Here is a 16,830-nt window from a genome sequence, read left to right on the forward strand (position 1 = left end):
CGAACCAGGCATCAGGCTCGGCTTCCTCGGGACCGGATGGTCTCGCCCGCGCGGACGCGTACGCTGTAGGAATCGGCCGGCAGAGGCATGCCCGGCCTGATCCAACCCTTCGCCTGGCGCAGGCGCGCCGATCGCGCGCTGTAGCGGATCTTGCCCCCTTCCGAGACGACGAAGGCGCAAAGTTCGCGCGAGAAGGTCGCGAAACGCGAACCGGTGGAAAGCAGCGACGCGTCGAACTCGTCGGCCAGCTCGCCGATCGCGGCGAGTCCCATGTCGGCACTATCGACCTTAGGCTTGAACAACCGGTACGGCAGCAGCAGTTCGGCGGCGAAGACGTCGCACGCGATCTCGCCCGGCGGCCGGCGCAAATAGCTCCAGCTTGGCGCAGAATGGTCGGCCTCGATTCCGAGGGCGACGTGGGCCACTTCATGGCAGACGCTGAATCGCTGGCAGGCTGATCGTCGATTGGCTGAGCGCACGGGGAATTCCCTACGTCGACTGCGGGATGGGGCTGGACCGGTCGCTGGTGGGCCTGAGCGGATTCGTGCGCATCACGGGCACCGACCGCAAGGCTTACGACGACAATGTCGGCAGCGCGCGGCTGCCCGTCGAGAACGCCAAGGAAAACGAGTACCGCAAGCAGGCGCAGATCACGGAGTTAAACGCGCTGAACGCCGTCATGGCCGTCGTCCGATTCAAGCAGCATTTCAAGCTGCTCGACCGGCTCGACGAGGCGGCGTCGTACATCTTCGATACCGCGACGATGGAGATAGATTAGGACATATGGTGAGCTTCACGTATCGGGCCGTCGAACGCCTGCCCAAGCAATTAGAGAAGGGCGTCCTTTACCATTCCCCGGAATTCGAGGTCGCGGCGCTTTCCTGCGCCTGCGGCTGCAGACATCGCGTGATGCTCCTGGTACCCGATAGTCATCAGGTTTCACAGCAAAACGGTTTCGCGACCGTGCGACCGTCGATCTCGGTCTGTGATGCGGTTTGCAAGTCCCACTACATCATCACCTCAGGCCAGGTACGTTGGCTCGCCGCGTTCTCGGCCTCGTCGACGATGCGCCGACAGATCGCCCGCCATGTCGAACGGGAATCCGAGCTGCAGACATGGACGAGCTGGATCCGCATATTGATCGCAAGGACGATTGCAGGGCTCAAAGCAATGGTCGGCCTATAATGGCACTATTCTCCGCAACGAGCCTGAAACCGTCCCCCGTGGGGAAAACAGTCTACGCGATCATCCCTTGGTGATTCCAGAAGGCCACGGCGGTGAAGTCGTCGGCGACGCCAGAATGCGAAACCGACCGCCGCCGACAGGCCGTCCCATTGAGATTCACATTGTCCCGTCGCCTGAGTCATAGAAAGATAACAACTTCAAACTTCCCATCCGCGGGCAGCTGTCCTATGCAGATTTATCTTGCCATCAAATATTATCCTGACACCAGCAACCGCGTTCTGATCGAGATGATCTACCGCGCCGTAGAGGCGTCAGGTTTCCGCTGCTTTTGCATCGCGCGCGAAGTTGAGCGCTGGGGCAAGGTCCAGCTCGACGCCCACGAGCTGATGCGCCACACCTTCGCCGTGCTCTCGACTAGCAACGCCGTGCTGGTAGAAGTCTCCGAAAAGGGTGTTGGCATCGGTATTGAAGCGGGCTTTGCCGCCGCGAAAGAGATCCCGGTGATCGCGATCGCCCGCACGGGGATACAGTTCCCGAACACCCTAATGGGAATCGCTGGCAAATCATTCAACTACCGAGCAGAGTTTGACCTTGCGGAGCAGTTAAAGGAACTGGTCAGCAACGGTCGCCTTTCGTCGATCCCCCGACCTCTGGTTAGCTCCCTGCAGCCGTGACTCTCTCCACCAGCTTCGGCACCCGGCCATAGACCTTTTCTGCCTTGCCGCCGCGGCCCTTGCAACCGAGGCACCAAGGGTCGTCGATCGAATGTTGCTGCAATGTCCGCAATATTTCGGTGAACGGCAGAGCAGCGAGATTGCCCGCGCAGAACCGACCGAACGAGAAAGAGCACGGGAAAACCCGGCCGTCGCCGTCAATCTCGCAGGTCTCCTCGCCAGCGCGGCACAGCCCTACCTGGTCGTTGGCGTCCCGTTGGTATTTGTGGGCCGGAACCTCGATTGGCAGGCCGTGCCGGCGCGCGGCGGCGGCCAATCGGTCCCTAGCAGCAACATACTCAGCATTGCCGATCAACAGATCGTCTCGGCCGATGGCGCGGCCATAGGGATTGATGGAATTCACCTTGATCTCGGATGCGCCAAGGTGATCCGCCAATTCGGCGAAGCGGTCGGTCTCGCCGAGATTGCTGCGCATCAAGGTAATGCGCAGTGCTAATTCCCGATCATAATGGCGCCGCAACGATCGCACACCAGCTACCGCCCGCTGGAACGCGCCGCGGCCTCGGACCAAGTCGTTGGTGTCGGGGCTGGCACCATCGAGAGACACCGTCACTGAGCGCAGACTCGCCGTTGCGCCGAGCAGCTGGGCGCGGTCGTCTGTGATACAGATCCCGTTAGTGACGATCGACACCGCAAGATCTGTCGCACGCAGGCGCCCCAGAATATCGTCGAAATGGCGATGAAACATGGGCTCGCCGCCGGCCAGTGTTAGTTTGAAGACGCCGTGGCGATGCAAGGCCTCGAGCGCCGCCACGATGTCCGCGAAACCCAATTCTGGCGAATCCGGCTCGCCGGAACTGTTGTAGCAGTGCGCGCAATAAAGGTTGCATCTTTTGGTGAGGTTGAAGAACGCTTTCAAGGGCGCCGACAGCACCCCGGGGCGGGCCACCGGATTGCGGATCATCACAAGGTCGATCGACTGCTCCTCTCTAAGGATCCCAGTCAGCCAACTGCCGTGCCGACGCGCCGTTTGCTGCCGCGCCGCCTCGGTCAACTCGCCGACATGCTCTGGACCGAGATTGAAGTAGCTCGCGGTCGCCGGATCGTAGAGCACTCCACCAAAATACTCTTCACGGAGATAGAGCTTCATGGCCGTACCGGGACTGCGGTTGCTCTGCCACTTCGGTCGGCCGATCGGCCCCCCTCGTCGCTTCTGTCATCGGCTCGTTGCGCCGCTCGTAGCAATACGGATCGGTGGCGTTGATGTCGCCATAGGCGGTGAAGGAGCGCAAATAGCAGCCGCCCCGGCAGCCCGAATAGGACGGACAGGTCTGACAGGCACTGCTCCCTTCGAGGTTGCGGAACAGCCGAATCGCGCCGCCATTCAGCCACGCGTCCTCCAGCGCCCGAGTCTTGGCGTTGCCGTCGACATAGAGATGCGCGCCAAAGCTCGTGCAGGGCTGGATCTCACCCGAGGCGCGTATGCAGAAGCTCTCCTTGCCCGCGTAACAGCCAAAGCCGAGTTCACCGATGAAGTCTGGCGCGTCGCCGCCCAGCTTCTGATACGGGTTCACCGGCAGCACCATTTTGATCTTGCTCTTCTTGTTGTTGTAAAAGTCGGACAAGATTTTCATCGACTCGATGTATTCGTCTTGGGTCGGGACCAGCGAAGACTGCTGGATTGCGCGGCCAGCCTCGCGCACGCAATTGAATTTCACAACATCGAATTCCAGCTCCTCGGCGAGCCGGATGATCGACTCGAGGTTGCGGATGTTCGACGTCATCAACGTGCATTTGGCGGCGATCTTGCCGGGATAATGCCGGCGCAGATTACGCACGCCTCGCAGCATGTGCTTGAAACGTCCCTCACCGCGGACCTGCTCGTAGGACTGCTGGTCACCGCCGTCGAGGCTGATATTGACGGTGCGGATGTCGAGCTCAGCGAGCCGTCTCGCCATCTTCTCCGTTACCGGAATTCCGCTGGTCGAAAATGACACATCGATATGGTGCTGCACCGCGCGTTCCACTACCGGAAAAAAATCATCGTCGACGAGCGGCTCGCCACCGGCGATCGAGAGCCGATAGCTGCCCATCTGCGCCATCTGGTCGACGATGTCGAGCTTGTTGGCGAGGGAGAGCTCATTGGGCCGTTTATCGCCGGATTCCGTATAGCAGTGAGCGCATTTTTCCGGACAGCGATACGTGATCTCCAGGAAGATCCGCAGCGGCGCAGACAACATGCCCGGGATCGCCGCATTGCCGAGCACTTCTACGTTGCCGGGCAACTGCCGATCGCGCAGGTCGGCCAGCACCTCGCCGGCCTCGGCTCGATCGGCATCGAACCGGCGCAACTCCGCTCCGCTGAGCGGCTTCGATGGCTGCTTCAGCAGCCGCACCGCCAGGTGATCGAGATGCAGGTAGTCCCGCTCAACGCGATCGTAGACGATCCCACCGAAGAACTCATTGCGGAGAACATAACGCATTAAGACCTCCATCCTATCGCGCGAAAAAGGCCGGTCAAAGCGCACGCTAACCCGCATAGAACAAAAATAGCTAGATGACGCCGTCGCAACCGCTACAACATCGACTAGAAGAGAGACCCTTCACACGAGAAGAGAGACCCTGCAAACGACGAGAACGAAGCGGAGAGAATAGAAAGCAACCTGGACGGCTCGGAGCAGATTTGCGGCTAGATCTAAGCGGCGCGCTTAGGATGACATTCCCAATCTCAATGCCACGAAAATCGCTGCGTCGATCAGTGCGCAAGTCAACCGCGTGCAGCCGAAATGCCCGCGACTGCGACCGATAGCTAGCAAAATCTATTCGTCTCGAAGGAACGAGCCGGAATTGCGGCGCTGCTGTTCAGCTAGTCAGTGATGAAATGTGGAGATCTTGTAAATACGACGTTTCTTCGGCTTCGCCGCCGGCCCTGGGAGTTTCTTGGCTGCCTTCTTAGTGATGCTACGCGCAGCGGCCTTCAAACGTTTCGATTGACCAAAAACCATGATCTTCTCCCTGGTCTGGCATGCTACGTCTGGCTGTTACACACAAAGGATACTCGCACCGTTTCCCACAACTTGCAAATGAAATTATTTCCACAGCTACGCGCCCGCGCCCCGCTTTTAATTCGACCGGTCCGCCGCTATCCTTCTGTCGATATGCACGAGTATAGCGGACGATCTCCGTTTGCGGCTTCACGCTTCGGAACTATCGAATGACTAACTCGCTATCAGGAGCATCTCTTGTCCAACTGATCGCGTCGTCTAGAAGACTCGTAATTTAGCTTTTTGCGGCATCAACGTTTCGGTCTGCGGCAACATCGCTAGCGAGCAACTGGCCAGTTCTTCACCTTATCAACTCACACAAGGCGAACGGTTATGGCAAAGTCAGAAACTCACACGTCAGCAGTCAAGGGCAGCGTCGCCAAGCAGCGACTAGAGGCTCATCGTACGGCGATTGAGACCGCCGAGCGACTTCTCAAGGAGGCCGACGCCGAGCGTGCGCCGGAGCAGCGCGAGTACCTGACTGGCCTCGCGCTGTATCAGTTGCAGGAGTACGAACTGGCGCAGAAGCATCTGCTGGCGAGCTTCAACATGCGGGAGAGCCCCGAGACAGCGGGGCGGCTCGCGGTCAGCTACTGGCGTGCCAACGATCTCGACACCGCGGAGAGCTGGATCAAGCGCGCGATATCGCTGGATCCGAAGGGCAGCATTCACACCCAGATCGCCGATACCAAGCCGAGCTACTTGGCGATTCTGAGTCAAATCCTGCTGTCCGCCGGCCAAGCGGATTCGGCCGCCGATTCCGCAGAGGCGGCGCTGTCGCTTAATCCTGGCGACGTGGCCGCGCTGTCGGTAACCGCCAGTACCCGGCTGGCGCGTGGCGACGGCAAGGGCGCGTTGGAAGCGCTCGACGCTGCGCTGAAGCACGCGCCGAACTTCATCGGCGAACACATGAAGCGCGAACAAGGCGTCGCGCGTGACCTGCTCGCCGCCAACGTCAACCTGCGGCCTTTCGCTGCCGACCTGTCGGCGATCAACCGCCTCGTCATCTGATCGTCGGCGCGTCAGATCCCTGCGGGTCTGGCGCGCCGCTTCGGATAGTCGGACCTCAGGCGCTGAGTATCGGATATGTCGGCAAGACCGCTGGCGCGTTTGGCCCAAGTCCTCCATCATCGCGGGCCACTCATCTTTGCGCTCGGCGGAAGCTCCACCACGCAACGACGGAACCGAACCTCGGACACAGACCTGTTCGCCATCGCCGGCCGCGACCAAATGTCCGATCTGGTCGCCATCGCAGGCTCTTTTCCGCGCGCGGATCTGGAACTCCGCGATCTGGATTGGCTTGACAGCTTCTGCACGCGGCTGTCGAGCTACCGGCCGAGCATCAACGCCGGTCCTTCGCCGTTCAGCTTCGTAGACCTGCGGTTTCTGGCCCGTGTGCTCCTCGGCACTGAGATCGTCTCGCACAGCGATTTGCGCCGCCGACTGGAGAGCTGCCGCGAACCGCTACGGGTCGCGCTCGCCACCTATATGTCCTCCTACTACGTGAGCACTTTCGAGGATGTCGCCGGGCTGTACTTCGACCACCGCCACGAGGACGCGCTCCTGGTCGCTGGCGAACTGGCGCAACGCGCCTGCCTGCTTGGCCTGCTTCAAATCGAATTGGTCGACCCTGCGCCGAAATGGTCGTTCGCGATCGCCCGAGAAGGACGATTCCCATCGCTGACGGCTGCCGCTGCTGCAATGCAACAGCATCTTGGCGCGTTTGGTAAACCAACGCCAAATATCTGGGTGCAATCGCTGCTCAAGCTTGCAAACCGCTTGGTGGCGACAGGTATACTCGCCGCCAATGACGAGGGCGAGTCGGCGATGCCGAGCTCGCCGCTGGCCAACTCACCAGCTGTGAATGCGGGACTCTGTGTGATGGGAGTGCCGGGCTTTCAGACCTTGCTCGACGTTTCGACGAACAAGATTTCGGTCTGCAACCGTGTGCTGCTACATGATTTCGCGACGTACTCGTTGGCAACGTCATGAGGTGCATGCTTTGCGCCCGATACGCGCGCAAATGAATTTTACGCAACTGGAGCGTCATGATGATGACGGGGATCGCGATCTCATTCGAAGGTGGAGACGGCGCCGGCAAGTCCTCGGTCGCAAAGTTGGTTCACGACCGGCTGGTCGGCCATCATCCTCCCGCAAGATTTATTTACCCGAAGCGTCCTTTGTTCGATCAACCCTACGTGCAGGCCCATATGGCGGCGATCGGCGCGGCACTGTGGGAGCAGCAGGGGCTCAGCGGGCCCCGTAACTTATTGGGGGACAGGCATTGGGTCTATCTGTCGGCGGCCTGGTTTGAGATCATCGACCAGCATCTTGTGCGCCCCGCGCTGCAGCGCGGCGAACTAGTATTGTTCGATAGCTGGTGTCAGAAGCTTCTCGCGCGCTTCCAGCTGAAGGGGGATGCGATCGCCGAGGAGGCCACGCGTGCCTTCGCGGCGTTGACTCGTCCGAAGTTTACCGTCCTGCTCGACGTCAGCCCGGAGATTGCAGCGCGCCGCAAGACCACGTTTGGTTTCGCCGAGAGCGGCAATTTCGACGGCTTTAGCGGCGCCACCAGGGAGAATTTCATCGCCTATCAAAGCTTGGTGCGCTCCAATCTGCTGGCGATGGCGGAAGCCGAAGATTGGAGTGTGATCCCGGTCGACGGCGCCGAGCCGCGAGACCTCGCCGATCTAGTCATCGAGCTTTTAATCCGGCGCGGCTGGATCGACACAGATTCGCGATCGGTAGCGCACAACGGTACCTCTGGACAGGCAGCATGACGGCGCGCAAGGCGAAGCCAGCGGCCAGGCTCAGCGTGCGTAGCTCGGCACCGAGCCTTGCGGGTAGCCTCGAAGCCAATGCCTTTCTGCTCGGGCTCGTTTTCAACCAAGGCCAAAACGCCGAACGGTCATGGCAGGCGCCGCGAGAATTGTTCGAGCGCCTGGGGACGTCCAGCGTCACGTCAATCAGCAAACTCGACGAGGCAGCCCTCGCCTCAACGATCGCTGCCTCCCCTGCGCTTCACCGTTTCCCGCGCACCATGGCACGCTATGTGCTCGGCACAACGCGGCTGCTCTGTACGCGTTATCGCGGCGACGCCCGAAAGATCTGGCAGCCGTCGGTGGGGTTGAAAGACCTACTCGACCGCCTGTCGGATTTTCCCGGCATCGGCAGCCACAAGGCCGAAGTCGGAGTATTCTTTCTGACGATGGAGCATCAGGTCGCCGTAAAGGACGACGGCACCCGCATCGACCTGAAGGCTAGTTGCCCACGCCTCGTCGCAAAGTTCTTCCCGCTCGATGACCACATCGAATTGCCGCTAATCGGCAAGTAGGCTTACTTATCATATTCTTGGCGATGCGGTCATCGAATTGTTTCTCTCCGGTGCGGCTGGACGTAGGACCGTGATGCCGGAAGTGAGCTGGTTCGTTTCGGCAGTTGGCAATATGGCCCGCCGCGACAATCGTTCGGTGCTCTACCAGCGCGTTCCGCGGCTGTTCGCCAAATCGACCTTGGCGGCGTTGGCCGCCGCATCGTGCACGCGCTCGGCCGGGTCGATCTCCTCATCCTTGACGACTGTGCCTCGAGCCGTTCGACACTGGCAGGAGCAATTCGACCTGTTCACTTGTGTGTCCCTGGCAAGCGCTTGTTTGCCCTTCGCGACCCACAGCTCTCGTGCCTCTTCGGCTTGATCGCTTCGGAGCTTGTCGGCCATCCACAGCAGAGCGCCGAAGATCGTAGCACGGTCGTCGCCTGTGAAGCCAACGAGTCCGGCTTTGACGACAAGACCGCCCAATTTAATGAGATGCCGCGTGCGCTTGCGGCGCTCGACTTGCCATGTGCGCATGTCATGCCGAGCCCTTTCGGCTTGATGACGATTGCGCGCCGCTCGGTTGCGCAGGAGCGCCGTCCATATTACGGTCAGCTGCTGGCGCATTTCGGCGCGCCCGGCCTTGAAAGAACGCGACGCCGCGCTTGGCCCATGCCTCCCTTCTTCCGGCCTCTTTCGTCTCGGCAAGCACGATCAGCGCGCCGGCCAGTTCTTCAGCCGTCAGTGTGTCAGCTCCGGTCGCGATGACCAATTCGCCGAGCCGGCGCACCTTTCGCGTTTTTAGCCCGCGCGCCTTGTCTTCCAGTGCCTTCAGGTCCGCATCAAAGTCTCTTGGTTTGCGCATCGTCACCTCCATCAGTGTTTGTGGAGAGAAGATAGCTGGGCACCCGGAACAATGCTGTAGGGTCATCAGGACGGGCTGAGACGCCGTAATCCCTACCGAGATTTTTTCGAGGGAGGGCGCGCTTATACGTCGTTCCGACGTGCGCTTCGCTGTGCCAATGATCTGATCGCGATGGCGATCTATCATCTTCACGTCAAGGTCATCGGCCGCAAGGCCGGGAGCAGCGCGGTGGCTTCAGCCGCCTACCGCTCAGGCTCGCGGCTGCGCGACGAGCGGCTCGGCCGCGATCAGGATTTTTCTGGAAAGCGCGGCGTCGTCCATTCCGAGGTGATGCTGCCCGAGAATGCGCCGGAGGCGTGGAGCGACCGCGAGCGGCTCTGGAACGATGTCGAAGCATTCGAAGTCCGCAAGGACGCCCAGCTGACCCGGGAGATCGAGTTCGCCCTTCCGCGAGAACTGACTGAGGCGCAGGGCATCGAGCTGGCTCGGGACTTCGTTCAGAGCGAGTTCGTCCGTCGCGGCATGATCGCCGATCTCAATGTGCATTGGGACAGGGCCGAGGACGGCCTGCCCAAACCCCATGCCCATGTCATGCTGACAATGCGCGCGGTCGACGAGAACGGGTTCGGCCAAAAAGTACGAGACTGGAACCGCACCGAGATGGTTGAGCGCTGGCGGCGGCGCTGGGCCGAGCTCGCTAACGAGCGCTTGTCCGAGCTCGACATCGACGCGCGGATCGACCATCGGAGTCTGGAGGCCCAGGGTATCGCGCTTGAGCCGCAAAGCCAGATCGGCGCGCCAGCGAAGCGGATTAATGTTCGGGGCATTGCGGGCGGAGGGTTTGAGGCCGATCGCGCCGAGATCCACCGCGAGATCGCGCGGAACAATGGCGCGCGGATCATCGCCGATCCCAGCGTTGGGTTGGAGGCTATCACCCAGCAGCAATCGACCTTCACACGCCGCGACCTCGCCAAGTTCGGGCACCGTCACAGTGACGGGATGGACCAGTTCAATCAGGTCATGGGCGCGATGCAGGGAGCGCCCGATCTGGTCGAACTCGGTAAGGACGGTCGCGGCGAGGATCGGTTCACCACCCGCGGAATGGTCGATGCGGAGCAGCGCCTGCACCGGGCCGCTGAACGGATGGCGAAACGGTCGCGCCATGAGGTGCGCGATCTCGATCGCCAGGCTGCTTTGGCGAGTGCGGAAGTGCGCGGCCTGGTGCTGTCGTCCGAGCAGGCCGAGGCATTGGCGCACGTCACAGACGGGCGCGATCTCAGCGTCGTTGTCGGCCATGCCGGGACGGGAAAGAGCGCCATGCTGGGGGTGGCGCGGGAGGCGTGGAAAGCAGCCGGCTTCGAGGTCCGGGGCGTCGCGCTGTCCGGCATTGCGGCGGAAAACCTCGAGAGCGGATCGGGCATTGCCTCGCGCACGATCGCCAGCCTGGAGCACGGCTGGGGACAGGGTCGTGACCTGCTCAAATCGAGCGATGTGCTCGTCATCGACGAGGCGGGGATGGTCGGCACGCGGCAGCTCGAACGCGTGCTGTCGCATGCGACCGAGGCCGGCGCAAAGGTGGTGCTGGTCGGTGATCCGCAACAGTTGCAGGCCATCGAAGCCGGCGCGGCGTTCCGGTCGATTCATGAGCGTCACGTCGGCGCCGAGATCGGTGACGTGCGCCGTCAGAGGGAGGACTGGCAACGCGACGCCACGCGTGATCTGGCGACCGGCAAGGTGGGCCACGCGCTTGAGGCGTACCGCGCCCACGGCATGGTGCATGAGTCTGAGAGTCGCGACCAGGCGCGCGGCGATCTGATTGATCATTGGGATCGCGACCGGCAGTCATCACTGGATCGGAGCCGTATCATCCTGACCCACACGAACGACGAGGTCCGCATCCTGAACGAGGCAGCGCGCGAGCGGATGCGGGCAGCTGGCGATCTCGGCGACGAGGTGGAGGTGACGGTCGAGCGCGGCGCGAGAAACTTTGCCAGTGGGGATCGGGTGATGTTCCTGCAGAACGAGCGCGGCCTTGGCGTCAAGAACGGCACGCTCGGGACCATCGAGCAGGTCAGCGCGCAGTCCATAGCCGTGCAGACCGACGATGGCCGATCCGTGCGCTTCGACCTCAAGGATTACAATCGGCTCGACCATGGCTATGCGGCGACAATCCATAAGGCGCAGGGCATGACGGTCGACCGCGTCCATGTCCTGGCGACGCCCGGCATGGACGCCCACAGCAGCTATGTCGCCCTGTCGCGGCATCGCGACGAGGTGGACCTGCATTATGGTCGCGATGATTTTGCCGATGCAGACCGGCTCACCCGCGCCCTATCGCGCGACCGCGCCAAGGACATGGCCTCGGATTACGAGCGCGCCGATCCGCTCCAGAGCTACGCCGAGCGGCGTGGGATCACCTTCCGCGATCGCGTGACCGAGATCGTGCGCAAGATCATGCCCGAGAAGCTGCGTGACATCTTCGACGGTCTGCGCCCTTCGGCTGATGTGGCCGGACTGCATATCGGACAGAGACCCGAACGGGCAACGCCGGAAAGGGAAAGCAGCGATCCCGCAGCCGACCGGCGCCGAGCCGAAGTGCCGGCAAGGAACGTAGCGCAAGATCTCGAAGCGGACGCACGTCGCATCCGGACACGAGCGCTGGTGCGCCATGCCCGCGCGGTAGATGCGATCTTCGCAGCGCGGGAGGCGGGCGGCACAGCGAGCCGCGAACAGGTAAGAGAGCTGCAAGAGGCGCGTCGAGCCTTCGATGAGATGCGCCCCTTTGGCTCGCACGACGCCGAGGCTGCTTTCAGGAAGAACCCGGAGCTGGCTCGCGAGGCGGCCGGTGGTCAGGTGAGCCGGGCTGTGCGCGCGCTCCAGCTCGAAAGCGAAGTGCGCACAGATCCGAGCCGCCGCGCCGACCGCTTCGTAGAGCGCTGGCAGAAGCTCGACCAGACCAGTCGGCGCCTGTATCAGGCCGGCGACTTGTCCGGCTACAAGGCTACGCGCTCAGCGATGGGCGACATGGCGAAAAGCCTCGAACGCGACCCGCAATTGGAATCCGTCCTTGCCAACCGCAAGCGGGAACTCGGCATCGCGTTCGAATCAGGCCGCAGGCTCGGCCACGAATTGGCATTCGCCCATGGCATCGACCTCGGCAGGGGCCGGGGCATTGGCATTTGACCCATCCTGTTCGCCGCCGATTCTACACCGCACTCGGCAACGCGCGAGAACCGCTTGTCCGTCTGCAACTGCTTGGCATCTCTGGGCTCATAAGCCCTCAGGAACAGCCAGCGAGAGGCATCGCGGCCATGCGCGAACCAGATCGAATCATCCGTCTGAAAACCGTCCTCGCCAGGACCGGGCTGTCCCGGTCTACAATCTACCGCAAGATCGCCGAGGGCACGTTCCCGGCTCAGCTAAGGATCAGCACCAACGGGTCCGGCTGGCATGAATCCGATATCAACCGGTGGATAGCAGATCCGGTCCGATGGCGTCCGAATGGCAAATTCAATGAGGTCTAGTGGAGGAGTTGGTGGTTGTCAGCCTTTGGCAAGACCGTCTGCATGCCTTCCGATTCGGGATGAAGGGGCAAGGGCTAACGTCGACCGTCAAGCACGACGAAACTAGAAGCGACTCGCATCCCGTCCTATCTCGAGTCACTTTCACGACCTGATAGAAGCCGCCGCGGCGCCACGCTCGACGGACTTATGTCCGATCAACTTCAAAATACATTTCCTATTGGTAGTAATCTAGCGAGGTGTTGTCGAAGATAATCGAGCCGAATCGGTAAGGCCGGGCGATGATCAACGTGAGTCCACGCGCTACCAACTGTTCGGCGAGGTCCTTCGTCAGCGCCCCAAGGCTCAGTTCTAAAAGATTCACATAGATCGCTCCTAACCTCGAAATTGGAGTGCCTCCCGAGATCACAGTCTCCCCGCAACGTTGTTACTTGTCGAAAATAATCCGCCTTCCCAAATGCTGCGAAAACATTCGGCTACAAATGATCCTGAACATTTACTCTGATGTATGGTGGAGGCTAAGGGCGGCCACGGTCTTCTGCGGAATCGTGACCAAGACTTCGCCATTGACCTCCCTCATCTCGTACGTCAACGTTCCGACCCCCGCCGCTGCAAGCGCCTGGCGTAGATCAGGCTCGATCAATCCTGGTAGAAGCAACCAAAGCTCCGCACTCGCGATGCCATGCATGAGATTCCGATAGATGTGGAGCTGGCCGACGCCTGTGTGAACCTCCCCTGCGGAGTTGCCCGTCTTGATCTCAACCAGGGCAAAACTACCATCCTGCCGGTGCAGGACCGCGTCGGTTTCGTATCCCAGCGAATGAGCCAGTTTGTAAACCTCTACCGACGCGGCGGCCATCGCCTCCTTTAGCGTCAAATAGACGCTACCGTGCCGCCGACTACGTTCAACCTGCTCTGCGGTCCTCGGCGATACCACAAATTTTCCACCTCGCTCGTCCAAGCCGAGCCGCGTGCTTGCCTGCGAAGACGATCCCGGTGGCGTCGATCCCCTGACAGTTTCGCAGGCCCTGACGAACATTGCTGTAGCCAATCGGACCTCGTCCGCAGGAACGTCGAGCTGGCAGACGACGTACCAAAGACGACGGGCCCCTTGTCCCGTGAAGCCCAGATGGACGGGTTCGAGTCCCAACTTGCTCGCGAGGCGCCCCGTTGGCACGTCGGGGCCTCCAGCCGTCTTCAACAAGCCCTGCCGAAGTAAAAAACACCGACCCGAAGGATCTTTCGCGACTGTCGTGAGTGAATTGTGGTCCACCGCGCGAGAGGGATCATTGACCTCAACCGCCCAGCGCTTGCCGGTTGGATCGGTGCCCAGCCTGGTGAGAACACGGCTCGGGTTCGGCAGAGCCGTTAACTCCATCACGAGATCGATGTCGGCGACCCAAAATCGTCCGCGGTGCGATGCAGCACCCTTGAGCAACATCTCGCGCCAGCGACCGAGCCATTCGCGCACCGCGTCGATACTTGTGAGGGGAAAAAGAACCTGCGGGACCAATCCTAGAATCTGTTCGGCCTGCTCGTAGCCGATTTCGAGGTCAAGGATCGCTCTCTCGCTCCAGTCGACGAGTTTACTTAGGCTCAGAGAGCAACCAGCTCGAGCCGGAATGACGGCCGCACAGGGGGAGACGTCGAACGCCGGCCCACAGAACTCCTCGTAATGTCGTCTGAGCAGCGCTGTCGGCTGGTACGTATCCACCTTGACGACAAAGTCTCCGCTGCGATCAATTCCCACGGTGTACGCGAGCATTCGTGATGCGTCCGGGCGCGGATAGATGCGGCTCCAGGTGTATGGCTGAAAGCGTTGCCCCTGCGTCACCACAGCTTGCCGCCCCTCGACTGAACCTCTTGGAAAAAGGCGCAGCTGCAGTTCTTCGGCCCAACGCCTCGTTAAGGCGTGCGCCGCCTGCAGTTTCTCATATGCCTGAAGCTGTGCGGGAGAACGCACCCAGTGGACATCCCCCCAGCGCTGAAGCAACTCGAACTGTTCTTGCGTGAAAGAGCTTGCCTCTAACTCTAACCTCGGGGTCACCTTCTCCTCCATCGATAGCGATCGACTCTGACGAAGGCAGGCTTGGGTAGACGCGCGGCTCGTCAAGACGACGGCTCGCTAAGTGCGTCGACAGCCAATTGGCCGCCGACGCAAATACGCCGCCTCATGCAAAACTAGCGAAATATTGCATTTCGAAGAGCACTTACCACACAAGTGAATTCCTACGATCCTCAATCGTCCATCGCAACGAATCCAGATGCCATCTCCGCAACTAAGCGCAATAAAGCATTGACAGCATGATTAGTAATACCATGATGCTATCCGTCACCGTGAACAACTACTAGCTCAAGCTATTTGAAGACCAATAAAGAATCGGCTCTCGCATGAAAGCTCATGACACTTGGATAAGCAGACGCAGTATAGCAAAATTGCTTCGTGACGTCGATGCAGGAAAATTTGCAGTCCCCCGCTTGCAGCGCGAATTCGTATGGGATGGCCCAAAGGCAGCAAAGCTGATCGACAGCATTCTGCGGGCAATGCCTATCGGACTTATTCTTGTCTGGGATACGCCCCGTAGTCAGCGCCTGCACTTGCGACAAAAATACCATGTACTGCCTCCATTCAACCAGACAAATCGAAGGGTTTGGTTCCTGATCGATGGCCAACAGCGTGTTTCGGTACTGCATCACGTGCGACAGGGCGACCAAGTGGAGAATGCGAGAAAGCGCGACGTTGATTTTTCTAAGGTAGTGCTATCGCTGGTTTCCGAAGACGATAACCAAGCAGTTCGCTATCGACGGCCGCTCGACGGCCACTACATTTCTCTTTCTACCGTGCTGCACCCTCAGTGGCGACAGAAATTAAACGGAATCGGCAAGCGCAAACTGGAACGAATTCGCGAGTATCGCCGTCGCATTCTCGATTACGACGTCTTCACGATGTTCGTGCATGGGTCACTTCCCGACATTCGCGAGTCCTTCTTGCGGATTAATACGCAAGGAATGAAGGTGACCACCGCAGACGCGATCTTCACACAGGCGGAATCGCTTAATCTTAGAGATATAGTACACGAACTTCGTCAGCACATAGATGCTGCCTTTAGTGGAATTCCTGATGAACCATTGCTATTTGTTCTATCTGCCATTCGCGGCGGGTCAGAAGCTCGCGGACGTGCTATTGAAACAAGGATTCGGCGCCTCAATAAGGAAGCGACCACCGATCCCAGAATGCGCAGTTCATTGGCGAGGGATTGGAACCGTCTTGGCCCCTGCGTTGGAAAGGCCGTGGACTACTTGCGCGAACGATTCAGCGTAGTAAGTCGAGAGTTCCTTGCCTCTGATTACATGTTGAGCATGCTAGCGTTTTTCTTCTTTCACAATGGACGAGGCCCCAGTCAGAAGCAAGCAGACGAAATTCGAAAGTGGTTCTGGGCGACGGCTGCCGGTAGCCGATATTCAGGCACCGACTTCAATCGTTGCGTTCCAGCCGACCTTAAATTCTTTGAGGCACTGGCTCGAAACCGTGCTCGAACTTTTCGCTATGATCCACAGATTGAAGTGGTCGACGTGCGCAAAGCTCAATACGCATCCCGAACTGCCATCACGAGCGCGGTCTATTGCATGCTGTTGCGGCGCGGACCAGTCCACCTTCTAGACAAGGGTCTCAACGAGATCCCGGTCCAGCGATACTCCACACCAGCTAACCGCAAGGATCGTCACCATATTTTCCCGCGCCAAGTTTTAGCGAGCGCCGGAATTCCTGTTAAATTATACAATTCGATCTCTAACGTCTGCCTGCTCGTTGCAGAAGAGAACCAGAAGATTGGATCTAAGCGGCCGAGCAGGTATGTTGGTGAACTGGACAGTCCAGGTTTAACCCTAAAAAGAAAGATGAACCGCCATCTCATCCCGTTAGAGGACACTGGCGGCATTTGGGACCCAAATGTGAAGAAAGGTTTTCGACGATTCTTGCAAGTAAGGACCGAACTTATCTGCCGCGCGATGGAGGCGGAGGCCGGCATTCGTCTATTTAGGACCGAGCGTCGTTAGCCCTATTGCGACGGACTGATCCGGTCGCTTCGTTGATGGCGACGAGTTGACCTGCCACCGAAGTTTCATCCAGCAGCATTTAGAGTCCGAGTGGGTTTTGCAGTGAGACCGAACTTTGGACCACCCATAACTAGAGTTTTGCGCCTGTTTCACGGTGGTGGGCTGGATGCGCCAG

At 60.0% G+C, this 16,830-nt stretch carries 17 protein-coding genes; 10 read left to right on the plus strand and 7 right to left on the minus strand.

Annotated features, from left to right (window positions below):
* Positions 1 to 11: 11 nt before the first annotated feature.
* On the minus strand, positions 12 to 479 hold the full coding sequence (locus tag ACQR1E_RS22650) for an ImmA/IrrE family metallo-endopeptidase (protein WP_434897582.1): 468 nt from the start codon (positions 477 to 479) through the stop codon (positions 12 to 14).
* Positions 480 to 505: 26 nt separating this feature from the next.
* Here ACQR1E_RS22650 and ACQR1E_RS22655 point away from each other — a divergent pair, with 26 nt between their 5' ends.
* From ACQR1E_RS22655 to ACQR1E_RS22665, 3 genes are all read left to right on the plus strand, one after another.
* Positions 506 to 778, plus strand: coding sequence for a hypothetical protein (locus ACQR1E_RS22655; protein ID WP_434897583.1), 273 nt, complete (start codon positions 506 to 508; stop codon positions 776 to 778).
* A gap of 5 nt (positions 779 to 783) precedes the next feature.
* On the plus strand, positions 784 to 1,185 hold the full coding sequence (locus ACQR1E_RS22660) for a DUF6527 family protein (protein WP_434897584.1): 402 nt from the start codon (positions 784 to 786) through the stop codon (positions 1,183 to 1,185).
* A gap of 227 nt (positions 1,186 to 1,412) precedes the next feature.
* On the plus strand, positions 1,413 to 1,859 hold the full coding sequence (locus tag ACQR1E_RS22665) for a hypothetical protein (protein WP_434897585.1): 447 nt from the start codon (positions 1,413 to 1,415) through the stop codon (positions 1,857 to 1,859).
* On the opposite strand, the gene ACQR1E_RS22670 is transcribed toward ACQR1E_RS22665, so the two are convergent.
* The 3 genes from ACQR1E_RS22670 to ACQR1E_RS22680 all read right to left on the minus strand — a co-directional run bounded on the left by ACQR1E_RS22670 (position 1,840) and on the right by ACQR1E_RS22680 (position 4,864).
* Positions 1,840 to 3,009 carry a radical SAM protein gene (locus ACQR1E_RS22670; RefSeq protein ID WP_434897586.1) on the minus strand — a complete coding sequence of 390 codons (1,170 nt, stop codon included), beginning with the start codon at positions 3,007 to 3,009 and terminating at the stop codon, positions 1,840 to 1,842. The two genes, ACQR1E_RS22665 and ACQR1E_RS22670, sit on opposite strands and share 20 nt — an antisense overlap.
* Positions 2,990 to 4,342 carry a radical SAM/SPASM domain-containing protein gene (locus ACQR1E_RS22675; protein WP_434897587.1) on the minus strand — a complete coding sequence of 451 codons (1,353 nt, stop codon included), beginning with the start codon at positions 4,340 to 4,342 and terminating at the stop codon, positions 2,990 to 2,992. The genes ACQR1E_RS22670 and ACQR1E_RS22675 overlap by 20 nt, the downstream gene beginning before the upstream one ends.
* Positions 4,343 to 4,729: 387 nt before the next feature.
* Complete coding sequence (locus ACQR1E_RS22680) at positions 4,730 to 4,864, minus strand: hypothetical protein (protein ID WP_434897588.1); 135 nt, start codon at positions 4,862 to 4,864, stop codon at positions 4,730 to 4,732.
* A gap of 372 nt (positions 4,865 to 5,236) precedes the next feature.
* Between ACQR1E_RS22680 and ACQR1E_RS22685 the strand changes: the two genes are divergently transcribed.
* The 4 genes from ACQR1E_RS22685 (at position 5,237) to ACQR1E_RS22700 (ending at position 8,237) form a co-directional block, all read left to right on the plus strand.
* On the plus strand, positions 5,237 to 5,914 hold the full coding sequence (locus ACQR1E_RS22685; protein ID WP_434897589.1) for a tetratricopeptide repeat protein: 678 nt from the start codon (positions 5,237 to 5,239) through the stop codon (positions 5,912 to 5,914).
* A 75-nt stretch (positions 5,915 to 5,989) separates the two neighbouring features.
* Entirely contained in the window at positions 5,990 to 6,895 is a 906-nt protein-coding gene (locus tag ACQR1E_RS22690; RefSeq protein WP_434897590.1) for a hypothetical protein, read from the plus strand.
* A 59-nt stretch (positions 6,896 to 6,954) separates the two neighbouring features.
* On the plus strand, positions 6,955 to 7,683 hold the full coding sequence (locus ACQR1E_RS22695; RefSeq protein ID WP_434897591.1) for a dTMP kinase: 729 nt from the start codon (positions 6,955 to 6,957) through the stop codon (positions 7,681 to 7,683).
* Positions 7,680 to 8,237: a hypothetical protein gene (locus tag ACQR1E_RS22700; protein WP_434897592.1), complete on the plus strand. Its 558-nt coding sequence runs from the start codon at positions 7,680 to 7,682 to the stop codon at positions 8,235 to 8,237. The genes ACQR1E_RS22695 and ACQR1E_RS22700 overlap by 4 nt, the downstream gene beginning before the upstream one ends.
* A 141-nt stretch (positions 8,238 to 8,378) precedes the next feature.
* On the opposite strand, the gene ACQR1E_RS22705 is transcribed toward ACQR1E_RS22700, so the two are convergent.
* Positions 8,379 to 8,750 (minus strand): conjugal transfer protein TraD, encoded by a 372-nt coding sequence (locus tag ACQR1E_RS22705; RefSeq protein ID WP_434897593.1) that lies wholly within the window; start codon positions 8,748 to 8,750, stop codon positions 8,379 to 8,381.
* 1 nt (position 8,751) lies between these two features.
* Entirely contained in the window at positions 8,752 to 9,078 is a 327-nt protein-coding gene (locus ACQR1E_RS22710) for a conjugal transfer protein TraD (RefSeq protein WP_434897594.1), read from the minus strand.
* Positions 9,079 to 9,249: 171 nt separating this feature from the next.
* On the opposite strand from ACQR1E_RS22710, the gene traA reads away from it, so the two are divergent.
* The gene (traA, locus tag ACQR1E_RS22715) at positions 9,250 to 12,261 is read left to right on the plus strand and encodes a Ti-type conjugative transfer relaxase TraA (protein ID WP_434897595.1); all 3,012 of its coding nucleotides are present in this window, start codon (positions 9,250 to 9,252) and stop codon (positions 12,259 to 12,261) included.
* A gap of 128 nt (positions 12,262 to 12,389) precedes the next feature.
* Positions 12,390 to 12,602: a helix-turn-helix transcriptional regulator gene (locus ACQR1E_RS22720; protein ID WP_434897603.1), complete on the plus strand. Its 213-nt coding sequence runs from the start codon at positions 12,390 to 12,392 to the stop codon at positions 12,600 to 12,602.
* Between the two features lie 493 nt (positions 12,603 to 13,095).
* Here ACQR1E_RS22720 and ACQR1E_RS22725 read toward each other — a convergent pair whose 3' ends face one another.
* A complete protein-coding gene (locus ACQR1E_RS22725; protein ID WP_434897596.1) occupies positions 13,096 to 14,658 on the minus strand; it encodes a hypothetical protein in 1,563 nt (520 codons plus the stop codon).
* Positions 14,659 to 14,990: 332 nt separating this feature from the next.
* Between ACQR1E_RS22725 and ACQR1E_RS22730 the strand changes: the two genes are divergently transcribed.
* On the plus strand, positions 14,991 to 16,655 hold the full coding sequence (locus ACQR1E_RS22730) for a GmrSD restriction endonuclease domain-containing protein (RefSeq protein ID WP_434897597.1): 1,665 nt from the start codon (positions 14,991 to 14,993) through the stop codon (positions 16,653 to 16,655).
* The last annotated feature ends 175 nt before the right edge of the window (positions 16,656 to 16,830 follow it).

This window comes from Bradyrhizobium sp. HKCCYLRH1030 (assembly GCF_051168395.1).
GTDB lineage: Bacteria > Pseudomonadota > Alphaproteobacteria > Rhizobiales > Xanthobacteraceae > Bradyrhizobium.

Coding starts and splice junctions, on each gene's coding strand:
- ACQR1E_RS22725 (WP_434897596.1), bottom strand. CDS start 14,658: ATGGAGGAGAAGGTGACCCCGAGGTTAGAGTTAGAGGCAAGCTCTTTC.
- ACQR1E_RS22675 (WP_434897587.1), bottom strand. CDS start 4,342: ATGCGTTATGTTCTCCGCAATGAGTTCTTCGGTGGGATCGTCTACGAT.
- ACQR1E_RS22680 (WP_434897588.1), bottom strand. CDS start 4,864: ATGGTTTTTGGTCAATCGAAACGTTTGAAGGCCGCTGCGCGTAGCATC.
- ACQR1E_RS22655 (WP_434897583.1), top strand. CDS start 506: ATGGGGCTGGACCGGTCGCTGGTGGGCCTGAGCGGATTCGTGCGCATC.
- ACQR1E_RS22720 (WP_434897603.1), top strand. CDS start 12,390: ATGCGCGAACCAGATCGAATCATCCGTCTGAAAACCGTCCTCGCCAGG.
- ACQR1E_RS22700 (WP_434897592.1), top strand. CDS start 7,680: ATGACGGCGCGCAAGGCGAAGCCAGCGGCCAGGCTCAGCGTGCGTAGC.
- ACQR1E_RS22705 (WP_434897593.1), bottom strand. CDS start 8,750: ATGCGCACATGGCAAGTCGAGCGCCGCAAGCGCACGCGGCATCTCATT.
- ACQR1E_RS22695 (WP_434897591.1), top strand. CDS start 6,955: ATGATGACGGGGATCGCGATCTCATTCGAAGGTGGAGACGGCGCCGGC.
- ACQR1E_RS22710 (WP_434897594.1), bottom strand. CDS start 9,078: ATGCGCAAACCAAGAGACTTTGATGCGGACCTGAAGGCACTGGAAGAC.
- ACQR1E_RS22665 (WP_434897585.1), top strand. CDS start 1,413: ATGCAGATTTATCTTGCCATCAAATATTATCCTGACACCAGCAACCGC.
- ACQR1E_RS22660 (WP_434897584.1), top strand. CDS start 784: ATGGTGAGCTTCACGTATCGGGCCGTCGAACGCCTGCCCAAGCAATTA.
- ACQR1E_RS22685 (WP_434897589.1), top strand. CDS start 5,237: ATGGCAAAGTCAGAAACTCACACGTCAGCAGTCAAGGGCAGCGTCGCC.
- ACQR1E_RS22730 (WP_434897597.1), top strand. CDS start 14,991: ATGAAAGCTCATGACACTTGGATAAGCAGACGCAGTATAGCAAAATTG.
- ACQR1E_RS22690 (WP_434897590.1), top strand. CDS start 5,990: ATGTCGGCAAGACCGCTGGCGCGTTTGGCCCAAGTCCTCCATCATCGC.
- ACQR1E_RS22670 (WP_434897586.1), bottom strand. CDS start 3,009: ATGAAGCTCTATCTCCGTGAAGAGTATTTTGGTGGAGTGCTCTACGAT.
- traA (WP_434897595.1), top strand. CDS start 9,250: ATGGCGATCTATCATCTTCACGTCAAGGTCATCGGCCGCAAGGCCGGG.